Source organism: Streptomyces sp. NBC_00038 (assembly GCF_026343635.1).
Classification (GTDB): Bacteria; Actinomycetota; Actinomycetes; order Streptomycetales; family Streptomycetaceae; genus Streptomyces.
The window spans coordinates 837,277-857,562 of sequence record NZ_JAPELQ010000001.1 but is presented as its reverse complement, the minus strand read 5'-3'; the positions used below and the strand labels follow the sequence as shown (position 1 = coordinate 857,562).

20 protein-coding genes are annotated in these 20,286 nt (G+C 70.1%); 14 read left to right on the top strand and 6 right to left on the bottom strand.

The features are described from left to right. Positions 1 to 45: 45 nt before the first annotated feature. On the bottom strand, positions 46 to 657 hold the full coding sequence (locus OG219_RS04055; protein ID WP_266822928.1) for a TetR/AcrR family transcriptional regulator C-terminal domain-containing protein: 612 nt from the start codon (positions 655 to 657) through the stop codon (positions 46 to 48). Between the two features lie 70 nt (positions 658 to 727). On the opposite strand from OG219_RS04055, the gene OG219_RS04050 reads away from it, so the two are divergent. Then, positions 728 to 2,206, top strand: coding sequence for an FAD-dependent monooxygenase (locus tag OG219_RS04050; RefSeq protein WP_266822926.1), 1,479 nt, complete (start codon positions 728 to 730; stop codon positions 2,204 to 2,206). A 15-nt stretch (positions 2,207 to 2,221) separates the two neighbouring features. Beyond that, the gene (locus OG219_RS04045; RefSeq protein ID WP_266822924.1) at positions 2,222 to 2,977 is read left to right on the top strand and encodes an SDR family oxidoreductase; all 756 of its coding nucleotides are present in this window, start codon (positions 2,222 to 2,224) and stop codon (positions 2,975 to 2,977) included. A gap of 122 nt (positions 2,978 to 3,099) precedes the next feature. Here the strand turns inward: OG219_RS04045 and OG219_RS04040 are convergent, their stop codons facing one another. The 4 genes from OG219_RS04040 to OG219_RS04025 form a co-directional block, all read right to left on the bottom strand. Next, complete coding sequence (locus OG219_RS04040) at positions 3,100 to 4,044, bottom strand: alpha/beta hydrolase (RefSeq protein WP_266822922.1); 945 nt, start codon at positions 4,042 to 4,044, stop codon at positions 3,100 to 3,102. A gap of 76 nt (positions 4,045 to 4,120) precedes the next feature. Further along, a complete protein-coding gene (locus OG219_RS04035; protein WP_266822920.1) occupies positions 4,121 to 4,528 on the bottom strand; it encodes a RidA family protein in 408 nt (135 codons plus the stop codon). A gap of 49 nt (positions 4,529 to 4,577) precedes the next feature. After that, complete coding sequence (locus OG219_RS04030; protein WP_266822918.1) at positions 4,578 to 5,387, bottom strand: class II aldolase/adducin family protein; 810 nt, start codon at positions 5,385 to 5,387, stop codon at positions 4,578 to 4,580. 121 nt (positions 5,388 to 5,508) lie between these two features. Then, positions 5,509 to 5,964, bottom strand: coding sequence for an Lrp/AsnC family transcriptional regulator (locus OG219_RS04025; protein WP_266822916.1), 456 nt, complete (start codon positions 5,962 to 5,964; stop codon positions 5,509 to 5,511). A 169-nt stretch (positions 5,965 to 6,133) separates the two neighbouring features. Between OG219_RS04025 and OG219_RS04020 the strand changes: the two genes are divergently transcribed. From OG219_RS04020 to OG219_RS03985, 8 genes are all read left to right on the top strand, one after another. Then, positions 6,134 to 7,285, top strand: a complete 1,152-nt coding sequence (locus tag OG219_RS04020; protein WP_266822914.1) for an acyl-CoA dehydrogenase family protein — start codon at positions 6,134 to 6,136, stop codon at positions 7,283 to 7,285. Positions 7,286 to 7,358: 73 nt separating this feature from the next. Next, entirely contained in the window at positions 7,359 to 8,120 is a 762-nt protein-coding gene (locus OG219_RS04015; RefSeq protein ID WP_266822912.1) for an SDR family NAD(P)-dependent oxidoreductase, read from the top strand. Between the two features lie 67 nt (positions 8,121 to 8,187). Next, positions 8,188 to 9,324 carry a thiamine pyrophosphate-dependent dehydrogenase E1 component subunit alpha gene (locus OG219_RS04010; protein WP_266822910.1) on the top strand — a complete coding sequence of 379 codons (1,137 nt, stop codon included), beginning with the start codon at positions 8,188 to 8,190 and terminating at the stop codon, positions 9,322 to 9,324. Beyond that, positions 9,321 to 10,289 (top strand): alpha-ketoacid dehydrogenase subunit beta, encoded by a 969-nt coding sequence (locus tag OG219_RS04005; protein ID WP_266822908.1) that lies wholly within the window; start codon positions 9,321 to 9,323, stop codon positions 10,287 to 10,289. Before OG219_RS04010 ends, OG219_RS04005 begins: the two co-directional genes overlap by 4 nt. A gap of 17 nt (positions 10,290 to 10,306) precedes the next feature. Continuing rightward, positions 10,307 to 11,605, top strand: coding sequence for a dihydrolipoamide acetyltransferase family protein (locus tag OG219_RS04000; protein ID WP_266822906.1), 1,299 nt, complete (start codon positions 10,307 to 10,309; stop codon positions 11,603 to 11,605). Between the two features lie 84 nt (positions 11,606 to 11,689). Continuing rightward, the gene (locus OG219_RS03995; protein ID WP_266822904.1) at positions 11,690 to 12,289 is read left to right on the top strand and encodes an ABATE domain-containing protein; all 600 of its coding nucleotides are present in this window, start codon (positions 11,690 to 11,692) and stop codon (positions 12,287 to 12,289) included. Between the two features lie 140 nt (positions 12,290 to 12,429). After that, the gene (locus OG219_RS03990; RefSeq protein ID WP_266822902.1) at positions 12,430 to 15,333 is read left to right on the top strand and encodes an AAA family ATPase; all 2,904 of its coding nucleotides are present in this window, start codon (positions 12,430 to 12,432) and stop codon (positions 15,331 to 15,333) included. A gap of 115 nt (positions 15,334 to 15,448) precedes the next feature. Beyond that, a complete protein-coding gene (locus OG219_RS03985; protein ID WP_266822900.1) occupies positions 15,449 to 15,946 on the top strand; it encodes a hypothetical protein in 498 nt (165 codons plus the stop codon). 47 nt (positions 15,947 to 15,993) lie between these two features. Here OG219_RS03985 and OG219_RS03980 read toward each other — a convergent pair whose 3' ends face one another. Continuing rightward, the gene (locus tag OG219_RS03980) at positions 15,994 to 17,166 is read right to left on the bottom strand and encodes an LLM class flavin-dependent oxidoreductase (RefSeq protein ID WP_266822898.1); all 1,173 of its coding nucleotides are present in this window, start codon (positions 17,164 to 17,166) and stop codon (positions 15,994 to 15,996) included. 194 nt (positions 17,167 to 17,360) lie between these two features. On the opposite strand from OG219_RS03980, the gene OG219_RS03975 reads away from it, so the two are divergent. From OG219_RS03975 to OG219_RS03960, 4 genes are read left to right on the top strand one after another with little or no spacing between them, the layout of a single operon-like run. Further along, positions 17,361 to 18,050, top strand: coding sequence for an HAD family hydrolase (locus OG219_RS03975; RefSeq protein WP_266822896.1), 690 nt, complete (start codon positions 17,361 to 17,363; stop codon positions 18,048 to 18,050). After that, the gene (locus tag OG219_RS03970; protein WP_266822894.1) at positions 18,047 to 18,514 is read left to right on the top strand and encodes a DMT family transporter; all 468 of its coding nucleotides are present in this window, start codon (positions 18,047 to 18,049) and stop codon (positions 18,512 to 18,514) included. The genes OG219_RS03975 and OG219_RS03970 overlap by 4 nt, the downstream gene beginning before the upstream one ends. Positions 18,515 to 18,517: 3 nt before the next feature. Beyond that, a complete protein-coding gene (locus OG219_RS03965) occupies positions 18,518 to 19,069 on the top strand; it encodes a DMT family transporter (protein WP_266822892.1) in 552 nt (183 codons plus the stop codon). Beyond that, positions 18,964 to 20,226, top strand: coding sequence for a questin oxidase family protein (locus OG219_RS03960; RefSeq protein ID WP_266822890.1), 1,263 nt, complete (start codon positions 18,964 to 18,966; stop codon positions 20,224 to 20,226). Before OG219_RS03965 ends, OG219_RS03960 begins: the two co-directional genes overlap by 106 nt. Positions 20,227 to 20,286: the final 60 nt, after the last annotated feature.

Here is a 20,286-nt window from a genome sequence, read left to right as displayed (position 1 = left end):
GACAAAGCATGTTGCCGAGTTGGCAAATATCGACCGGCCTTCCCCTCACCGTCCAGCAAGGATCGCAGCCACCCCGGATTCGAACCGCTCGTCGAAGGACGTCGGCGCGAGATGTCCGGCCACGCGGTGGAGCGAGGGATAGGTCGTCCCGGAGATCGCGCTCGCCAGGATGTCGCCCAGTGGGCGCTGGCCGACCGCCTGCTCCTCCTGGGTGAGGCCCAGGGCGAAGTAGGTGACCGCCCACGCGGTCCACGCGGCCTCGCGGTCGCCCAGCCCGGACTTCAGCAGCGCCTCCACCAGAGTCTCCGCGAAGCGCAGGGTGTTCGGCTCGGCGGCGTAGGTACCCACCACCAGTGCGGCGCCGTCGCGGTGGGACAGCAGAGCGCGACGGTAGCGGCGGGTCAGCTCACGGGCGCGTTCGTCGGGGGCGGCCGGCAGGCCGGTCAGCGGGATTTCGCCGAGTACGGCGTCCGCCATGAGCTCCAGCATTCGGGCCTTGGTCTTCACATGCCACTGCACGGTGTTGATCCGCACGCCGAGGCGGTCGGCGACCGCTCTGGTGGACACCGCGTCCAGGCCCTTTTCGTCCAGGAGGTCCAGTCCCGCGCGGATCACCGTGGCTGGATCCAGACGGTCGCTCTGTTGCTTGTTGGTCACTGACCTAGTTTACTGCACCATAAAGGTCTTGGTCAGTGACCAAGAACTCGACCAGGAAATGGGTGATCGTATGGAAACTCAGCAGGTCGTCATCGCCGGAGGCGGCCCCGTCGGGCTCTGGCTCGCCGCCGAACTGCGGCTGAACAACATCTCCGTGACCGTTCTGGAAGAACGCACCGAGATCGACCAGCGCTCCAAGGCGCTCACCGTGCACCCGCGCGGCGTCGAAGTACTGGCCTCACGCGGAATCCACCAGCGGTTCCTCGACGAGAGCCTGAAGATCTCCACGGGCCATTTCGCCAACCTCGCCAACCGGCTCGACTTCTCCGTCCTGGACACGCCGTTCCCCTACACCCTCTTCATCCCCCAGGCCCGCACCGAGGCGCTCTTCGAGGAGTACGCCCTCGGGCTCGGCGCCACCATCCGGCGCGGGCATCGCGTCACCGGCTTCACCGAGCACGCGGACTCGGTGACCGTCCAAGTGGAGGGGCCGGAGGGGCCGTACGAGATCCAGGCCGAATACATCGCCGGCTGTGACGGCACCCGGAGCACCGTGCGCGAGGCCGCCGGCATCGATTTCCCCGGCACGCCCTCCACCTACCTCGGCTGGCTCGGCGACGTCCTCTTCGACAACCCGCCCCCGCCCGGCTTCAACAGCTTCGACGAGCGCGGCGGGTTGATGATCATTCCGCTGCCCGACAATCGGTGGCGCATTGCCGGCACCAGCCCCGACAGCGCGACCACCGAGTGGCCCGGCGACCTCACGCTGGACGAACTGCGGCAGAAGGTCATCGACATCGCCGGTGACGACTTCGGCATGCGCGACCCGTCCTGGCTCTCCCGCTTCGGCAACGCCACCCGTCTTGCCACCCACTACCGGCGCGGACGTGTCGTGCTCGCGGGCGACGCCGCCCACCAGCACTACCCCACCGGCGGCGTCGGCATGAACGTCGGGTTCCAGGACGCCTTCAACCTCGGCTGGAAGCTGGCCGCGACGATCGACGGCTGGGCCTCGGACGGGCTGCTGGACACTTACCACAGCGACCGGTACCCGGTCGGCGAGCAACTGATGGAGCACAGCCGCGCGCAGACCTACCTGTTCCACGCCTTCTCGCCCGAGGGGCTCGCCCTGCGCGACCTGCTCAGCCGGATGGTCCCCGAGTCACGGGAGTTCAGCGACTTTCTGGCCGGCCGGCTCACCGCGCTCGACGTCGCCTACCCGAGCGCCGACCCGACGGCCCACCCGGTGACCGGCACCCGCGCCCCCGACCTCACCCTCACCGCAGCGGAGAGCACCCTGTTCGGCGCGCTGCGGGCGGACTCGTACGTCCTGCTCGACCTCACGGCCGGTGGTGCGCTCTCCGACCGGGCCCAGGAGCGGATCACCGTGCACGGCGGGGCGCCCGACCGGACGCGGGACGCCTGGGAGGACGTACGCGCCGCCCTGATCCGGCCCGACGGGCATGTCGTGTGGGCCTGGACGGAGGAGGACGACACCAAGCTGGCGGCGCAGGTGGACGCGGTCGTCACCACGGCGCTCGGCCGCTAGAAGGGGACGGGAGTCATGGATCTCGGACTGAAGGACAGGGTGTACGTCCTCACCGGTGGCACACGCGGGCTGGGCTACGCCGTCGCCCGCGAACTGGTCGCCGACGGCGCCAAGGTGGTCGTCACCGGCCGCGACGAGAAGCGCGCCGCCGAGGCGGCGGCCGAACTGGGGCCGAACGCGGCCGGAGCCGCCGTGGACAACTCCGACCCGCAGGCGCCACAGCAACTGATCGCCACCGCACGGGAGTTGTTCGGCGGCTTCGACGGCATCCTCGTCAGCGTCGGCGGACCGCCCGCGGGCAATGTCGCGGACAACACCGACGAGCAATGGCAGGCCGCCTTCGAGTCGGTGTTCCTGGGCGCGGTACGGCTCGCCCGGGCGGCCGCCGCGGAGCTGGGAGACGGAGGCTCCATCGGGTTCGTCCTGTCCATCACGGCGCACGAACCGGCCCCCGGGATGGTCATCTCCAACGGGCTGCGGCCCGGACTCGCCGGGTTCGCCAAGTCACTCGCGGACGAGCTGGGCCCGCGCGGAATCCGCGTTTTCGGGCTGCTGCCGGGGCGGATCGGTACGGATCGCATGCGCGAGCTGGACGGGCTGTCCCCCGATCCCGAGACCAGGCGGGCCGCCAACGAGTCCGGGATTCCGCTGCGGCGGTACGGGGCGCCGGAGGAGTTCGGCCGTGCGGGCGCGTTCATGCTGTCGCCGGCGGCCTCCTATGTAACCGGGGTGATGCTGTCGGTGGACGGTGGGGCCCGGCGCGGGTTCTGACGTCGTTCGACGGCAGGGTGCGGGGCGCTTACTCAGCTCCCCGCGCCGCTGCCTGGGTTGGGCCTGGGCACACAGCAGCGGCCATCGCGGGTGCTCGCGATGGCCGCTCTGTACTGGGGAAATCAGGCGGAGTTCACGTCAGGCCCGCCCGCGAGCAGCGTGCGCCACCGGGCGACGATGTCGTCGACCGCCGCGTCGCCCTCGGGAATGAGATCGCCCAGCACGGGGAAGTCGTGGACCTGCCCGTCCACGCGGAAAAGGGACACGTCGACCCCGGCGGCTCGGAGAGCGCGGGCGTAATCCTCCCCGGCGTCACGGAGCGGGTCGTACTCGGCCGTGACGACCAAGGCCGCAGGTGTGCCCGTGAGTTCGGGGGCGGCGGCCGGGGACAGCCGGGGGTCCGACAGATCCTGCCCAGGGGCGTAGAGGCTGATCCAGTGCTCGAACTCGCTCGTCGACACGAAGTAGCCCTTGGCGAACTCGACGTAGGAGCCACGGCGATGGCCAAGGTTCACCGCCGCGCAGATGAGCAGTTGGGCACGTACCGTGAACTCGTCCGTGGACCGCGAGGCCTGCGCGACGACCGCGGCGAGATTGCCCCCGGCGCTGTCACCGCCGACGAGGATCCCCGGTCCGCCGGCATGGAGGTCGGCGGCCTTCCGGCTGAGCCAGGCCGCTGCGGCGAGCGCGTCCTCGACGGCTGCGGGGTACGGGTTCTCGGGTGCCAGCCTGTAGTCGACGTTCACCACCACGCCCCCGCTGCGTGCGGTGAGCTTGCGGCACAAGGCGTCAGAGGTGTTGAGCCCACCGACCGACCACCCGCCACCGTGGAAGTACAGCAATGGCGGCAGGCCGGAATCGTCCTCCGGGTGATACACCCTCGCGGCGATGGCTCCTGACGGCGTCGGGATGTCGACATCGGCGGTCGAGCCGACCCGGTCACCCGAGCCGAAGCTCGCCGCCAGCGTGTCGAGTTGGAGCCGGGCCTGCTGGATGGGCAAGTCAGCCAACGACGGACCGTCCGAGGCCATGTCGATGAGGCGCTGCACGCCAGGGACGAGCGGCATCAGGACTCCTTTGTCATGGATGCGTTGGAGACGCGGGAAGCGGGCGTGACCGAGTGGTGCGGGCGCTCGGCGGGCCTCACCGCAGAACCGCGAACCCATCGACCTCGATGAGCCACTCGGGCAGGCCGAGCGTCTGCACACCGAGGAAAGTGCTCGCTGACACCGGCCACGCGCCGTCGAAGGCACGTTGACCCGCGGCGAAGATGGGACCGATCAACTCGGGTTTGTGGCCGACGACATGAATCGTGTTCTTGATCAGATCGTCCGGGCCGGCTCCGGCGGCCTCCAGGGCGGCCCTGAAGTTGCGGAAGGCCTGTTCGGCCTGTGCTTCATGGTCTCCAGGTCCGACGAGCTCGCCGTCGGAGTCGAGCGCGATCTGCCCGGCGATCGCGATGAAGCGGCTGCCGGTGCCGATCGCCGCGTGGGTGTAGAGGCCCTGGATCGGAGGTGCGAGAACTTCCGGGTTCACTCGTTGAATTGACATTGCGGTTCCACTCTCATTTCAGGGTCGGCGCACACACCTCGGCACCTCCTCACTGCAGGACGTCGGGCTCCTCGTCCACCACGAGTCCGGCGAGGAGGTTGAAGTTGTGCCGGGCCATGTTGGCGTTGCTGAACTGCCGGTGAGCCAGCGTCACTTCCTCGTCGCTCATGATCCGCGGCTTGCCCGCCGCGTCGGCCAGCAGCTGCATCTGGCAGGCCCGGTCCATCGTGATGAACCACCAGGCCGCCTCCTCGACGGACCGGCCCACGGTGAGCAAGCCGTGATGGCGCAGGATCGCCGCCCTGCTGTCTCTCAGGCGGTCGGCGATGCGCTCGCCCTCCGCCTTCTCCAGTACCAGGCCCTTGTACTCGTCGAAGAGCACATGGTCTCCGGCGAAGGCGCACGATTCCTGGACGATCGGGTCGAGCAGCTTGTTCAGCGAGGCGAACGCCCGGCCGTGGATCGTATGAGCGTGCGCGACGGCGACCACGTCGGGGCGCGCGTGGTGGATCGAGGAGTGGATCCAGAAGGCGGCCTTGTTGGTGCGGCGATCGCCCTCGATCACCTGACCCTGCTCGTCGATGAGCAGCAGATCGCTCACCCGGATCTTCGAGAAGTGCACGGCGTACGGGTTGACCCAGAACCGGTCCGGGAACTCCGGGTCGCGTGCCGTGATGTGTCCTGCGATGCCTTCGTCGAACCCGTAACGCGCGAAGATCCGGAAGGCGATCGCCAGCTGTTCCTTGCGGTGTCGGCGCTCGGCCTCGACCGAACCCTTCACGTCCGACAGCTGGGGTATGTCGAGCTCGCCGATGCTCTCCGGATCCGCTGCGCCGGCGCTCTGAGTCGACACGGACATGTGCTCATGCCTCCCTGTTCGGTGCTGTTGGGCCTCCTTCAGCGTGCGCCCGGCAAACCAGGGAAGTCAACCCAGTAGGCAAATCAATGTGCCTACTGGGCAAATTCGGTCTCACGTTGGATCAGGCTCGGCCGTCCCGCCGCCACGCACCCAGCACCATCAAGGTCTTCGTCCCGATCACCGGCCCGGAGCGGCGCAGCCGGTCGATGACATCGCGCAGATGCTGGACGCCGGACACGCGGACCCGGACCAGCGCGTCGGGATCCCCGGCCACCGTGAAGACCTCCAGGACCTCTGTGACGCTGGTGGCCGCCATGGTGATCATCTCGACCTTGACGTCCCCCGAGAACCTCAGTTCGACGAAGGCCTCGAAGCTGGACCCGAGCTTGCCGTGGTCCAGGACGACCGTGTAGCCCGCGATCACCCCGACCCGTTCGAGGCGGTCGATGCGCCGCTTCACGGCGGAGGGGGACAGGCTGACCTGCTCCGCGATCTCCGTGACCGACCTTCGACCGTCCTGCACCAGCAGGTCGATGATCGTGCTGTCGACACTGTCGACGTGCTCGGTATCCGACATGGTCACACCTCACTCGCGAGCAGGTTCTTTGCGTAGAACCCTGATCAGACTTCATAAAGTTTGCGCGCACAACAAGATGTCAGCAGGTTAATTGCATCATGGGCGGCGCTCTGTCGACTGTGGTCATCCACGAGTCCACCAGGACGAGACCGCAGAAGAGGGCCCAGCAGTGAAAGTGGAACGCGAACTGCCATCCCGTGAGGCTTATGACCTGCTGGAACTGGTCACGGACGTCGCGGACAAGGAACTGGGGCCACGGGCCGCCGAGTTCGAGGAAAGCGGCCGGTTCCCCCGGGAGGTCTTCGGCCTCCTGGGCGAGGTCGGGCTGCTGACTCTGCCGTTCGGTGAGGACGTCGGCGGCGGGGGACAGCCCTACACGGTGTACCTGCAGGTGCTGGAGGAGATCGCCGCGCGCTGGGCCGCGGTGGCGGTCGGCATGAGTGTGCACACGCTGTCGTGTCACCCGGTGACCACGTTCGGCACCGAGGCGCAGCAGGCCGAACTCCTGCCGCGGATGCTGAGCGGCGAGGCACTGGGCGCGTACTCCCTGTCCGAAGCCCACGCGGGTTCCGATCCCGGGGCGCTGCGCGCGTCCGCCGTACAGGCGCCGCACGGCTGGACCGCACGGGGCACCAAGGCCTGGGTCACACACGCCGGTCAGGCCGACTTCTACACCGTGTTCCTGCGGACCTCCCCCGACGCGAGCCGGGGCATCTCCTGCTTCCACGTAGACGCCGACACGGCAGGGCTCGTCGCGGGAACACCGGAACGCAAGATGGGTCTGCGCAGCTCGACCACCGCCGAGATGCACTTCGAGGACGCGGTCATCCCCGGGGACAGACTCGTGGGCGCTCCTGGCCAGGGGATGCAGATCGCCCTGTCGGCGCTCGACGCAGGCCGGCTCGGGATCGCGGCGGTCGCCGTCGGCATCGCGCAGGCCGCTCTGGACTACGCGGTCGACTATGCCCGGGAGCGGCAGACGTTCGGGCGACCGGTCATCGAGCACCAAGGCGTCGGATTCCTGCTGGCCGACATGGCCGCCAGGACCGAAGCCGCCCGGGCGACCTACCTGGTCGCCGCACGCCGCAAGGACAACGGGCAGCCGTACACCCGGCAGGCCAGTGTGGCCAAGCTGATCGCGACCGACACGGCGATGGCGGTCACGACCGATGCGGTGCAGGTGCTCGGCGGCGCGGGATACGTGCTCGACCACCCGGTGGAACGGTTCATGCGGGAAGCGAAGATCACGCAGATCTTCGAAGGCACCAACCAGATCCAGCGCCTGGTGATCAGCCGTCAACTCGCTGATCCCGCACGCTGACCGCCGCCGCGACGCCGGCCCTTCATGTCCGGCCGCCGAACCCTTCATGCCTACACACGTGAGGAGAACTGTCGTGCAGTATCGCGATGCCGTAGCCGTCGTCTCCGGCGGCGCCTCCGGCCTCGGGCGCTCCGTGGTCGAGAGGTTGCACTGGCAGGGAGCCACCGTGGTGGTTCTGGACCTGCCCACCGGAGCGGGCCGTGAGTTCGCCGACCACCTCGGCAAGCCCGCGCACTTCATAGCGGCCGATGTCACGGACGAGTCCGCGGTGCGTGCGGCGTTCGCCGAGGCCGCCGAACTCGGCCCGCTGCGCGTGGCCGTCAACTGCGCCGGGGTGGCCACACCCGGACGGATCATCGGCAGCCGGGGTGTGCTCCCGCTCGACCAGTTCCGCCGCGTGGTGGACATCAACCTCGTGGGGACCTTCAACGTCCTGAGCAACGCCGCGGCGGTGATGGCGGGCAACGACCCCGTCGACGGTGACCGCGGGATCATCGTCTGTACCGCCTCCATCGCCGCGTACGACGGGCAGATCGGGCAGGCCGCCTACGCCGCCAGCAAGGGCGGCGTCGTCTCGCTGACGTTGTCCGCCGCACGGGACCTGGCGGACAAGGGCATCCGTGTGGTCACCGTCGCGCCCGGACTGTTCGACACGCCACTCATGGCGGGACTGCCGGAGAAGGCGCGTGCGGCGCTGGAGGTCTCCGTGCCCCACCCTTCCAGGCTGGGTGCGCCCGACGAGTACGGCGCCCTGGTCGAGCACATCATCGACAACCCCATGCTCAACGGCTGCGTGATCCGCCTCGACGGAGCGCTCCGTATGGCACCGCGCTGACGCGCCGAGGCACGTGCCGTCCAGCCATCCGCCGGTGCCGACCGGCGCATCCGAATCGAGAGCCGCCATGCCACGTAAGCAAGCCAAGCCGACCGACGACGCCCAACCCGCCGACGGCCCCGTCCAGTTCCTCTCGCCCGAGGGTGTCCTCGGGCCCGACAGCAGGCTCGAACTCCCTTCCGCGATCGATCTCCCCGCGCTCTACCGGGACATGGCACTGGTACGCCGCCTGGATTCCGAGGCGATCGCGCTCCAGCGCCAGGGGGAACTGGGCCTGTGGCCCTCACTGCGCGGTCAGGAGGCGGCCCAGGTCGGTGCGGCCCACGCGCTGGCCGAGCAGGACATGGTGTTCCCCACCTACCGTGAACACGGCGTGGCCTGGTGCCGCGGACTCGATCCGGTGTCGCTCCTCGGCCTCTTCCGCGGTTCGACACTGGGCGGTTGGAACCCGTACGAGCGGCGCTTCGGCCTCTACACCCTGGTCATCGGCGCCCAGACGCTGCATGCGGTCGGCTACGCCATGGGCCTGGTCCGGGACGACGTGATCGGCTCCGGGGACGACACCCGCGACACCGCGGCGCTGGTCTTCCTCGGTGACGGAGCGCTGAGCGAGGGCGAGACCAACGAAGCGTTCCTCTGGGCCGCTGTCCAGAACCTCCCCGTGGTCTTCTTCTGCCAGAACAACCAGTGGGCCATCTCCGCTCCCTACAGCGTGCAGAGCCGTGTCCCCGTCGCTCAGCGCGCGTCCGGCTTCGGCTTTCCCGGCATGACCGTCGACGGCAACGACGTGCTGGCCTGTCTCGCGGCGACCCGTGAAGCGCTGAACCGTGCCCGGTCCGGCGGCGGGCCGACCCTGATCGAGGCGGTGACCTACCGGATCAACGCGCACACCACCGCCGACGACGCCACCCGTTACCGCCCGTCCGCCGAGACCGACGAGTGGACGGCCAAGGATCCGCTGGAGCGACTGCGCCTGCACCTCACAGCTAGCGGGGAAGCCGACGAGGAGTACTTCGCCGACATCGAGCGACGAGGGCAAGAACTGGCCGAACGCCTGAGGGCCGGCTGCCGGGCACTGCCTACGCCGGACCATGCCTCGTCCTTCGAGAACACCTACACAGACATGCCGGTCGAGCTGAGGCGACAGCTGGCAGAGCACTCGGAGTACCTCGCCGCCGGCCAGGAGATCGGAGCCACTCGATGAGCATCTCCATGGTCAAGGCCCTCAACAACGGGCTTCGCAAAGCCCTGCAGGACGATCCCAAAGTCCTGCTGATGGGCGAGGACATCGGACGCCTCGGCGGGGTGTTCCGCGTAACTGACGGCCTCCAGAAGGAATTCGGCAGCCTGAGAGTCATCGACACACCCCTCGGCGAGGCGGGCATCGTCGGCTCCGCCATCGGTCTCGCCCTGCGCGGCTACCGTCCGGTGTGCGAGATCCAGTTCGACGGCTTCGTCTACCCGGCCGTCAACCAGATCATCAGCCAGCTCGCGAAACTCCGGCACCGCTCGGGCGGCGTGATCACCCTGCCCGTGGTCATCCGCATCCCCTTCGGCGGCGGCATCGGCTCCATCGAGCACCACTCGGAATCGCCCGAGGCCTACTTCGCCCACACCGCCGGACTCAAGGTCGTCACCTGCTCCAACCCGCAGGACGCGTACGACATGATCCGCCAGGCCGTGGACGACGACGACCCGGTGATCTTCCTCGAACCCAAGCGGCACTACTGGACCAAGGGCGAGGTCACCGATGGGCCTCCGGCACCGTTCGCCCGAGCCCGTGTGCTGCGGGCCGGCACCGACGCCACACTCATCGCGTACGGCCCCATGGTCCCGGCAGCTCTCGAAGCAGCCGAGGCCGCCGCCGAAGAAGGCCGCAGCGTCGAGGTCATCGACCTGCGCTCCCTGTCACCGCTGGACCTGGACACCGTACGGGCGTCCGTCCACCGCACGGGCAGGGCCCTGGTCACCCACGAGGCCTCCCTGTCCCACGGGTTCGGGGCGGAGCTGGCCGCGAGGATCCAGCAGGAGGAATTCCACTTCCTCGAAGCGCCGGTCCTTCGGATCACCGGATACGACACCCCGTACCCGCCGAGCCGCATCGAGTCGGACTGGCTTCCGGGTGTCGACCGGATCCTCGATGCCCTTGACCACAGCATGAGTTACTAGAGGAGGGGCGGGTCACCGTGTCGAAAGAGCAAGTTTTCCTGCTGCCCGATGTCGGCGAGGGCCTCACCGAGGCCGAGATTCTCCAATGGGCAGTGCAGGTGGGCGACTCCGTGGAGATCAACCAGGTCATCGTCGAGGTGGAAACGGCGAAGGCCGCCGTCGAACTCCCTTCTCCATATGCGGGTGTTGTCGGCACTCTGCATGCGCAGGACGGGGAGACCCTGCCCGTGGGTAAACCCCTCATCACCATTCTCAGTGACGTCAGCGGCACTCCCCAGGCGACGAAACCTGCTCCCGACAGAGAGGCGCTGCTGGTGGGGTACGGCCCGCAGGAGGGCAGCGCTCGCCGCAGACGCCGAAGGCCCGGGGTCCCGCCCTCGCCGCCCACGGACCGGCCAACAGCGCCAACCCCCGTACAGGCAACGGCCACAGAGCGGACAGCGGCCAAGCCCCCCGTCCGCAAACTCGCCAAGGACCTGGGTGTCGACATCACCACCGTCACACCCACAGGCCCGGTGGGCACGGTCACCCGCGACGACGTGCGCCGTGCAGCGGAGGCCGAACCCGTGGCGGCAGAAGCTCCGAAGCTCGGGACCCCGGAGGCCGCGGCGGAGACCCGCATCCCGATCCGGGGCGTACGCAAGCACACCGCGGCCGCCATGGTCGCCTCCGCGTTCACGGCACCCCACGTCACCGAGTTCATGACGGTCGACATCACGGCGACCATGCGACTCCGTGACACGGTGGCCGCCCGCCGCGAGTTCCGCGAACTGCGCGTCACGCCTCTGCTCTTCGTGGCCCGGGCACTCCTGCTGGCGCTGCGCAACACCCCTGAGGCGAACGCCAGTTGGGACGAGCCGGCGCAGGAGATCGTGCTCAAGCACTACGTCAACCTGGGCATCGCCGCCGCGACCGGGCGCGGGCTCATCGTCCCCAACATCAAGCACGCCGACCGGATGTCGCTGCGTGAACTCGCCGAAGCACTCGCCGCGCTCACCGGCACAGCCCGCGACGGCAGGACAACACCCCAGTCGATGATGGACGGGACCATCACCATCACGAACGTCGGCGTGTTCGGCGTGGACACGGGAACGCCGATCCTGAACCCGGGTGAGGCGGCCATCCTCGCCATGGGCGCCATCCGCCGCACCCCCTGGGTCGTGACCGACGCGTCGGGGACCGAGACGATCGAGCCCCGGTGGGTCACCCAGCTGGCACTGTCCTTCGACCATCGCCTCGTCGACGGCCAGCAGGGCTCCCAGCTACTGGCGGACACCGCCGCCTTCCTGCACGAACCGGGGCTGGCGATGCTCTGACGCGGCATGAGTGCGCGGGCGTGCCCTTGGCCCCAGGGCGGCGAGCGGGAGCTAATGGATGCTCGCGCACGTATCATTAGCCCCATGGACGACTCGCTCAGCCGGGACGCACGGCTCGCCCTCGACCTCGCTCTGACCGTCCGGCACGACGGCCACGGGGGAGTCGCGGACGATCTCGCCGAGCCCACGGGCCTCACCGCATGGGTACGGGCGCACCTGGACGTCCTGCCGGGTAGTGAGGCGTACGTCGCCGACGACCCCGCGCTCATCGCCGTACGCGATCTGCGTGCCGCCGTCCGCGCCCTCTTCGCCCGGGCCGTGCGCCCCGCCGAGCCGAGCCCCGCCGACGCCGCGAGGCTGCTGCCCGTACCCGAGGCCGTGGCGCGGCTCAACGCGGCTGCCGCCCGCACCCCGACCGTGCCCGTCCTCGCCTGGCCCGACGGCGCCGACCCCGTCGTACGGCAGCAGCCCCAGCACGGCAGGCCGGAGCTCACCGCGGTGCTCGCCCGCGCCGCGATCGCGTTCCTCGCGAGCCCCGACCGGCAGCGCCTGCGCGCCTGCCACGCGCCGCGCTGTGTGCGCTACTTCCTCAAGGAGCACCCGCGTCAGGAGTGGTGCAAGGCGTCGTGCGGGAACCGCGCCCGGGTCGCCCGGCACCACGAGCGGCACAAGAAGTCCGCGTAGACCGCGGCTGGTTGCGCGACGGCCAGTAGTGGTCGAACGGGGCGCCCCCGCACCGCTCCCGGCGTACGCTGAGGTGCCTGTAGGTCACGGTGCGCAGCCGCTCCCCGCGCTGGCTGCAACACCGTGCCAGGGGGTGCGCCATGGGGCAGCGAAATGCACGGAGCAGAAGGACACTCTTCGAACGTGAGAGTGAACTCGCCGCGGCCGACGAGGCGTTGAACGAACTCACCGGGCTGCGCAGGGACGGCACCGAACCGCCGGGACGTCCCCGCGGCGCGCTCCTCGCCTTCGCGGCGCGCGCCGGACTCGGTAAGACCACACTCCTCGCCGAGGTCCGTCGGCGCGCCGCGATCAAAGGCTGCACCGTACTGTCCGCGCGCGGCGGCGACCAGGAGCAGCGCGTCGCCTTCCACGTGGCCCGCCAGCTTCTGCAACCGCAGCTCGCCGGGGCCGCGGAGTCCGAAATCCGTGCCTCGCTGGGGAGTTGGTACGCGATCGTCGGCCCGGCGCTCGGCCTGTGCGCGCCGGCCGAGGGCGCCCCGCCCGACCAGCAGGGCCTGCGCGACGGTCTCGACTGGGTGCTCACGCACCTGGCCGTGCAGCGCGCCCCGATGGTGCTCGTGCTCGACGACGCGCACTGGGCCGACCCCGAATCGCTGAGCTGGCTCGCCGCGTTCGCGCCGCGCGCGGAGGAGCTGCCGCTGCTGCTCGTCGTCGCCTACCGGCCCGAGGAACTCCCCGACCACGCCGAGGCGTTCAGGGGACTGCCCGGCCGCGCGGGCCAGCGCCCCATCGACCTCGAACCGCTCAGCGCCGCGGCCGTCGCCCGTCTCGTACGGGAGGATCTCGGCACCCAGGCCGACGACGCGTTCTGCCGCGAGTGCTGGGCGGTCACCGCGGGCAACCCCTTCGAGGCGGTCGAGCTGACCGCGAAGGTGCGCGACCGCGGGCTGACGCCCACCGAGGCCGGGGCGCACCTGCTGCGCGACCTGGCGGCCGCGGTCAAGGGCAGCGGGCTGATCGCCCGCCTGGAACGCCTCGGCACCTCGACCGTGCGGTTCGCCTGGGCCTGCGCGGTCCTCGGCACGGAGATCCATCCGACGCTCGCCGCCGCCGTCGCGGGCCTCGGCTCCGAGGAGGCCGCCGACGCGGCCGACGCGCTGCGCGGCGCCCGTATCCTCACCGGCCCTGTGACCGCCGGGGGCACTCTGGAATTCGTGCACCCGCTCATCGCCACCGCCGTCTACCGCGCCATCCCCGGCGGCGTCCGCGTGGCCCTGCACGGGCAGGCCGCCTGGTGCGTGGTCAACGAGGGGATCGGCCCGTCGGCCGCCGCACGTCACCTCATGGAGACCCACCCCGACGGCGACACCTGGGTCGTCCAGCAACTCCGCTCAGCCGCCCGCGAGACCCTCCGCGCGGGCGCCCCCGACGCCGCCCGCAGCTACCTCGCGCGCGCCCTGCGCGAACCCCCGCCCTTCGAGGACCGCGCCGCCGTCCTGTACGAACTGGGCTGCGCCTCCCTGCTCACCGAACCGGCGACCACGGTCAACCATCTGCGCGCCGCCCTCGAAGAGCCCATCACCGACCCCGAGCTGCGCCACAACATCGTGTACCGCCTCTCCCAGGTCCTCGCCCACAGCGACCGCCTCGCCGAGGCGTCCGAGACACTCGCCCGCGAGATCCCGGTGACGGGCGACGCCCGGGTGCGGCTGCGCATGCAGTCCGAGCAGTTCATGTGGGACGCCTTCCGCGCCGACGAACCCGACTCGCCCGCCCGCTCCCGCCGCCTGGCCCGCCTCGCCGACCGGCTGACCGGCCGCGACCTCACCGAGCGCTATGTGATCGGCCTGCGCGCATGGGACGCCACCCTGCGCGGCGAACCCGCCCACGTCGCGCTCCACCACGCCGAACGCGCCCTCGCCGGAGGGCTCGGCTGGGCCGAGGCAGACCGCGGCTTCGAGGTGCCCGTCCTGGTCGCCCTCACCTTCATGTACGCGGACCGCCCCGGCCGCACGGAGGAACTGTTCGCCACCGGGATCGCCGACTTCGAGTCCCAGGGCTGGCACGGCGCACACCTGTCCTTCGGCTACACCCTCCTCGCGTACGTCCGCTACCGCCGCGGCCGGCTCACGGAAGCCGAGGACTTCGCACGGGCGGGCCTCAGGCTCGCCCAGCGCGTCGGACCCGGCACTCCCGTGCACTGGTACTCCGTCGGTGTCCTCATCGAGATCCTGCTCGCCCGGGGCAAGATCACCGAGGCCGCGCAGACCGGCGAGGACCACGCGTTCGGCGCGCCCTTCCCGGCCGCCGTGACCTTCCCCGACGTCCAGACCGTGCACGGCGAGCTGCTGCTCGCCCGCGGCCTCACCAAGGACGCGGCCGTCGAGCTGGCGGCGGCCGGGCGGCGCCTCGACCCGCGCGGCATGCGCAACCCCGCCTGGTGCCCCTGGCAGCTCCACCTCGCCCGGGCCGAGAGCCACGACGCCCCGGAACGCGCCGTCACCACGGCACTTGAAGCGGTCAACCGCGCCCGCCAGTTCGGCGCCCCCTCAGCGGTCGGGCAGGCACTCCGTGCCGCCGCCGAGGTCTCCTCCGGCTCGACCCGCGTCAAACTCCTCGAAGAGTCCGTCGGTCACCTGGAGTGCTCCCCGGCCGCCTACGAACTCGCCTGCGCACTGATCGCGCTCGGCACCGAGCTGCGCCGGGCCGGGCGCCCCAGGGAAGCCGCCGAGCACCTCTACCGAGGACTCGACGCGGCCGTGCAGTGCGGCGCCGACGGACGCGTCGAAGAGGCCCGCGACGAGCTGGCCGCCGCCGGCCTCGGGCCGCGCCGACTGCACAGCACCGAGACGGACACCCTCACCGCCCGCGAGCGCACCGCCGCCGCACTGACCGTCCGGGGCCGCAGCACGGCCGAGATCGCGGCGGAGCTGGACATCGACGAGCCGGCCGTCGTACGGCTGCTTTCGGCGGTCTACCGGAAGGTGGGCACGGAGCGCATGGGACTCGGCGCCGCGCTGGGGGAGCAGCCGTCCCCGTAACCGGGGGAGCAGCCGGAGGAACAGGCGTTTCCGCGACCCGGCAACAGTCGTACACCTGACCGTTCACAGGGCGCCCCCGGGGCCCGGCTCACGCCCGTGCACGTACCATTGCGGCATGTCCTTCCTCCGCCGCCGCAGTGCCACACCCGCCGGGCCCGACTTCGATGTTCTGGCCATGGACCCGGGTGACTGGCCGGGCAATCTCGGCGCGGGCCTGCTGCCCGCTCCCGACGGCAGCTGCCAGGGCGTTTTCCTGCGCTACGACCTGTTCGGCGGCCGTGGCCCCGCGATGATCATCGGCAATCTGCCGGAGGGCTCCCCGGCCCGTGACGTCCCGGAGGGAGAGATCCCCTTCGAGGTGGCCCAGCTCCTGCTGGCGCTGGAGAACGAGGAGGAGGTCACCGTCGTCGGCACCGAGGACATGCCGGTGATGCAGGGGGACAACCTCCTGATCGTGCGCCGTCTCAAGCTCTCCGAGACCCGCATCTCGTGCGTGCAGTTCGACCGCAGCGACAAGGTCCTGGTGACCATCGCCGCCTGGGACCGCCCCATCACCGACGATCTGTACGCGCTGCTCAAGCCGCTGCCGGCGGAGCTGTTCCAGCAGGGCTGACCGGGCGGTAGCCGGTCCGCCGCACTCCTGGAACGCGCGGCCCCTCGTCACCCCGCCGCGGCGTCCGGCCCGGTGCGCTCTCCCAGGCGCTCGAGGATCCGCTTCAGCTCCTGCGGACCGCGCGGCGCCCCCTCCCGGTCCCGCCGCGCCACCTCTTCGCGGACCAGCGGAATGACGTATCGACCGAAGTCGACGGCGTCGCCGAGGAGGTCGTATCCGCGGGCGGAGATGATGTCCACGCCCAGGTCGTAGTAGTCGAGCAGGGCCTCGGCGACGGTCTCCGGTGTGCCGACCAGGGCATTGGAGTTTCCCTCTCCGCCGGTCGCCGCGGCCGTGGGGGTCCACAGGGCGCGGTCGAAGCGCTCGCCCTTCCTGGCGATGGCGATGAGCCGCTGGGCGCCGGTGTTCTCCGGGCCGTCCGGGTGGTGGCCGCGGGGTGCGCTGCGGCCCGCCGCACGCCGGTCCCGGATCGCCGCGACCGTACGGTGCGCCTTCTCCCAGGCCAGTGCCTCGGTGGGCGCGAGGACCGGCCGGAACGCCACCTGGATGCGAGGTGCGTCGGCACGGCCCGCCGCCCGCGCCGCGGCACGCACCGACTCGATCTGCTGGGCGGTCTCGGCGAGCGGCTCGCCCCACAGGCAGTAGACGTCCGCCTCCGCGCCGCCCGCGGCATAGGCGGCGGGTGACGAGCCGCCGAACGAGACGCCCGGGTAAGGGCGTTGGACGGGGAAGACGTCGCTGACGTAGTCGTGGAAGCTGTAGTGCTCGCCCTCGTGGTCGAACGGCTCGTGCCGCGTCCACACCTTCTTGACGATCTCGATGTACTCGCGGGTGCGGCTGTAACGCTGGTCCTTGGTGAGCGTGTCGCCCTCGCGGCGCTGCTCGTGGTCATTGCCGCCGGTGATGAAGTGGACGGCGAGGCGGCCGTCGCTGATCTGGTCCAGCGTGGCGAAGGTGCGCGCCGCGTACGTGGGATAGGAGACGTTCGGCCGGTGGGCCAGCAGGATCTGCAGCCGGTCCACCTTCGCCGCCAGGTATCCGGCCGCCGGCGCCGGGATCGGCGTGTCCGAGCCGTACGCGAAGAGAACCCGGTCCCAGCCGTGGTCCTCGTGCGTCCGAGCCAGCCTGAGCGTGTACTCCTTGTCGAAGGAGGCGCCGGAGCGCGGCGTCGTCTCGGAGGCGTTGTTGGTGTACGCGATGCCGAGGAACTCCACAGGCATGGCAGGCCCTTTCGTGTGCGGACGGGCTGGCGGAATGTCCATTCAGCATTGCGCCAAAAGACGCGTCAACCGCCGGGAGGCCTGGTGGGAGCGCTGCCACACGCTGTTCACAACGCCGCAGCAATTCGTTCGTAACGTTGACCACTGGGCAGGCAACTGTCGTCTGTGTCACTGGTGTTGGCGAAAGGATCTTCATGGCCCAGCTTGCCGTCTTCGACCTGGACGGAACGCTTGTCGACACCCCGCGCGCGATCATCGAGACGTTTTCGGCGGCCTTCGGGTCCTTGGGCGTCGAGGTCCCCGACGCTCCGGAGATACGGGCCACGATCGGGCTTCCCCTGCAGCGGGCGTTCGGTGACCTGCTGGGAGTCGCCCCGGACGACGAACTCGCGACGCGCGGAGTTCGGCAGTACCAGATCCACTACAAGGAACTCATCCTGCCGCGCGCCCAGGAGCTGCTGTTTCCCGGCGTCGCCGAGGGTCTCGCCGGGTTACAGGACCGCGGGGTGACCCTCGCCGTGGCCACCAGCAAGTTCCACGCCAGTGCGGACGCCCTGCTGTCCGCCGCAGGGCTGCGCGACCGCTTCGCCCTCGTCGTGGGCGCGGACCAGGTCACCCACCCCAAACCCCATCCGGAATCAGGGCAGTTGGTCCTGGACACCCTCGGCATTCCCGCCGAGCACGCGGTGATGGTCGGCGACACCACGCACGACCTGAAGATGGCGAACGCCGCGGGCCTGCGCTCCATCGCCGTCACCTACGGCATCCACAGCGCCGCCGAACTGGCCACGGCCGAACCGACCTGGACCGTGGACACCTTCGACGAGGTGGTCGCGCGCCTCGACAAGGCACTGACGACCCAGGACCAGGGGTCCGCCGTATGAGCACACGAGCCACCGACTGGCTCCTCGCTGTCGCGGGCGGCGTACTCCTGACGCTGATGACCGAGTTCAACGGGCAGTTGGCGCACCACACGACCGCCGTGTACGCCTCCTGGGTCGCCCACGGCATCGGTGCCGTCGTCGCCCTGGTGCTGGTCGGCGCGACCGCACGCGCCGTGAGTCGGCCGCGGCCTCTTGCGGAGGAGCCCGGCAGGGCGCCCCTCTGGTTCTACCTGGGCGGCATCCCGGGCGCGTTCGTCGTGATCCTCTCCGCGATCAGTGTGAACAGCGAGCTCGCCCTGTCCGGAACCATCGCCCTGATGCTGACCGGGCAGGTCCTGTTCGGTGTCGCGTCGGACCAACTGGGCCTGCTGCGCATCCCGAAGCGCCGCGTCACCGCCACCGATCTCGCGACCGCCGGCCTCGTCCTGGCGGGCAGTGTCCTGATCGTCCTCGGCGGGGCGTGAGACATGAGCCTCTATGTGTTACTGGCGCTCCTCAACGGAGTGATCATCGGCACCAGTCGTGCCGTCAACGGTCAACTCAGTACCCGTATCGGCCCGTTCAGGGCCTCGGTGGTGAACCACGTCGTCGGGTTCGCCTTCCTCACCGTGGTCCTGTTCGCCCTCTACAGCTGGCCGAAGACGGGCTCCGCCCCGTTCGCCGCCTATCTCGGTGGCGCGTTCGGCGCCCTCTTCGTCGCCGTCAACAGCCATGTCTTCCCGCGCCTCGGGGCGATGAACGCCTCGCTGCTGGTTATCAGCGGGCAGGTGCTCTCCGCGGTCACGATCGACTGCGTCGAACAGAGATCGGCGCCGTCCGCCGTCCGGCTCCTGGGTGTCGTCCTCGTCCTCGCGGGACTCTCGCTGCCCCGGCTGTCCGCCCAGATCCGCAGGAACAGGAAGGAGACGCAGGAATGCCCGAACGAGACGGAGCCCAAGTCCGTGAGCGAGACGGAACCCAAGTCGGCGACGGAGTCCAAGCCCGCGACCGGGACCGGCAGCTCGTCGAAGAGCTCCTGAACGACCGTACGTACCACATCGAGTTCAACGGGCACCTCACCAACCACTCCAAGCACGCCGTGGTCGCGCTGGCCGGCCTCGGCGTGCCCGGGCCCCGGATCAAGGCCTACTACGACAACTACGCCAAGCTCACCACGTACGGATACGGCCTCGAACCGCCGAAGCCCGACCGGCACACCATCACCGAGGACAACTGGCGCCAGTACCTCGGACAGCGCACCAGCTTCTGGTCGTACTGCGACTTCTTCGACCGGCGCGAGCGGGAACTGGGCCTCGACGAAGTACTGCGCCGCTATGTGCCGGAGCTGCTGCCCGGCTGGGTGGGCGCGTTCACCCACGCCACCATCCATCTCGGGTGGGCGCTGGACATCGGCAACCGCTGGATGGCGATCGAGGGCCTGTCCTACATGGCGTTCACCTACGTGTCCTGTCACCCCGAGCGGGCGACGGCACCGGCCACGGACGACGTGTCCCCGGTCGATTCCCTGCTGCGCCTCGCGGGGGAGTGGGACGAGCGCCGCGACGAGCTCACCCACTGGGTGGCCGACGTCGTCGCGGACACCTCGCCGGTCGAGGACGGCCGTATCCATCCCGAACTCCTGCGCTCCGGGCTCCAGTTCCGCATCGCCCGCACGCTGGACGCCGGGCATCCCCTGATCCACGCCACCCCGGGCTGGCTCGACGACGGCGCACCGCCGGACTGGGAGGCGCTGTACTACGCCGTCACCCTGCTCTATCTGTCGAAGCCCGGCGACTTCGTCCTGCTCCACCTGATCACCTCACTGCACGCCGTGGAGCAGATCGCCGGGCGCCTGCCCGCCGATGAACAGGGCCGTGCGGTCCAGTACTTCTGGACCGGACTGCTCGGCACCGTCTTCTCGGGCGGCACCTTCCCCCGGCGCCACAAACTCGCCGCACTGCACGGTCTCTTCGAGTCCGCCGTCGACACCGGTGCGGACGAGGCACGGCAGCAGGACTGGCGCGTGATCGTCGCCAGGGCCGTGCTGGAAGAGGAGGAGCACAACCCCAAACTCGCCTACGTACTGCGGCGAGTGTGGGAACGCGGCGGCCGCCGCTCCGTCTACCGCGTCGCGGCAGCCCAGTTCACCGCCACTCCGGAACTTCCTCCCACCTTCGAGGAACCCCCCACCGAGTAACGCACCGGCAAACGCACCAGCACAGGAGAAGCACCGCCCATGTCGCAACTCCCGTACCAC

Excerpts from the sequence above, each read along its gene's own strand:
- OG219_RS03980 (WP_266822898.1), bottom strand. The coding sequence starts at position 17,166 with ATGCCTGTGGAGTTCCTCGGCATCGCGTACACCAACAACGCCTCCGAG.
- OG219_RS04005 (WP_266822908.1), top strand. The coding sequence starts at position 9,321 with ATGAGCATCTCCATGGTCAAGGCCCTCAACAACGGGCTTCGCAAAGCC.
- OG219_RS03970 (WP_266822894.1), top strand. The coding sequence starts at position 18,047 with ATGAGCACACGAGCCACCGACTGGCTCCTCGCTGTCGCGGGCGGCGTA.
- OG219_RS03965 (WP_266822892.1), top strand. The coding sequence starts at position 18,518 with ATGAGCCTCTATGTGTTACTGGCGCTCCTCAACGGAGTGATCATCGGC.
- OG219_RS03985 (WP_266822900.1), top strand. The coding sequence starts at position 15,449 with ATGTCCTTCCTCCGCCGCCGCAGTGCCACACCCGCCGGGCCCGACTTC.
- OG219_RS03960 (WP_266822890.1), top strand. The coding sequence starts at position 18,964 with ATGCCCGAACGAGACGGAGCCCAAGTCCGTGAGCGAGACGGAACCCAA.
- OG219_RS03975 (WP_266822896.1), top strand. The coding sequence starts at position 17,361 with ATGGCCCAGCTTGCCGTCTTCGACCTGGACGGAACGCTTGTCGACACC.
- OG219_RS04010 (WP_266822910.1), top strand. The coding sequence starts at position 8,188 with ATGCCACGTAAGCAAGCCAAGCCGACCGACGACGCCCAACCCGCCGAC.
- OG219_RS03995 (WP_266822904.1), top strand. The coding sequence starts at position 11,690 with ATGGACGACTCGCTCAGCCGGGACGCACGGCTCGCCCTCGACCTCGCT.
- OG219_RS04030 (WP_266822918.1), bottom strand. The coding sequence starts at position 5,387 with ATGTCCGTGTCGACTCAGAGCGCCGGCGCAGCGGATCCGGAGAGCATC.
- OG219_RS04035 (WP_266822920.1), bottom strand. The coding sequence starts at position 4,528 with ATGTCAATTCAACGAGTGAACCCGGAAGTTCTCGCACCTCCGATCCAG.
- OG219_RS04025 (WP_266822916.1), bottom strand. The coding sequence starts at position 5,964 with ATGTCGGATACCGAGCACGTCGACAGTGTCGACAGCACGATCATCGAC.
- OG219_RS04040 (WP_266822922.1), bottom strand. The coding sequence starts at position 4,044 with ATGCCGCTCGTCCCTGGCGTGCAGCGCCTCATCGACATGGCCTCGGAC.
- OG219_RS03990 (WP_266822902.1), top strand. The coding sequence starts at position 12,430 with ATGGGGCAGCGAAATGCACGGAGCAGAAGGACACTCTTCGAACGTGAG.
- OG219_RS04045 (WP_266822924.1), top strand. The coding sequence starts at position 2,222 with ATGGATCTCGGACTGAAGGACAGGGTGTACGTCCTCACCGGTGGCACA.
- OG219_RS04050 (WP_266822926.1), top strand. The coding sequence starts at position 728 with ATGGAAACTCAGCAGGTCGTCATCGCCGGAGGCGGCCCCGTCGGGCTC.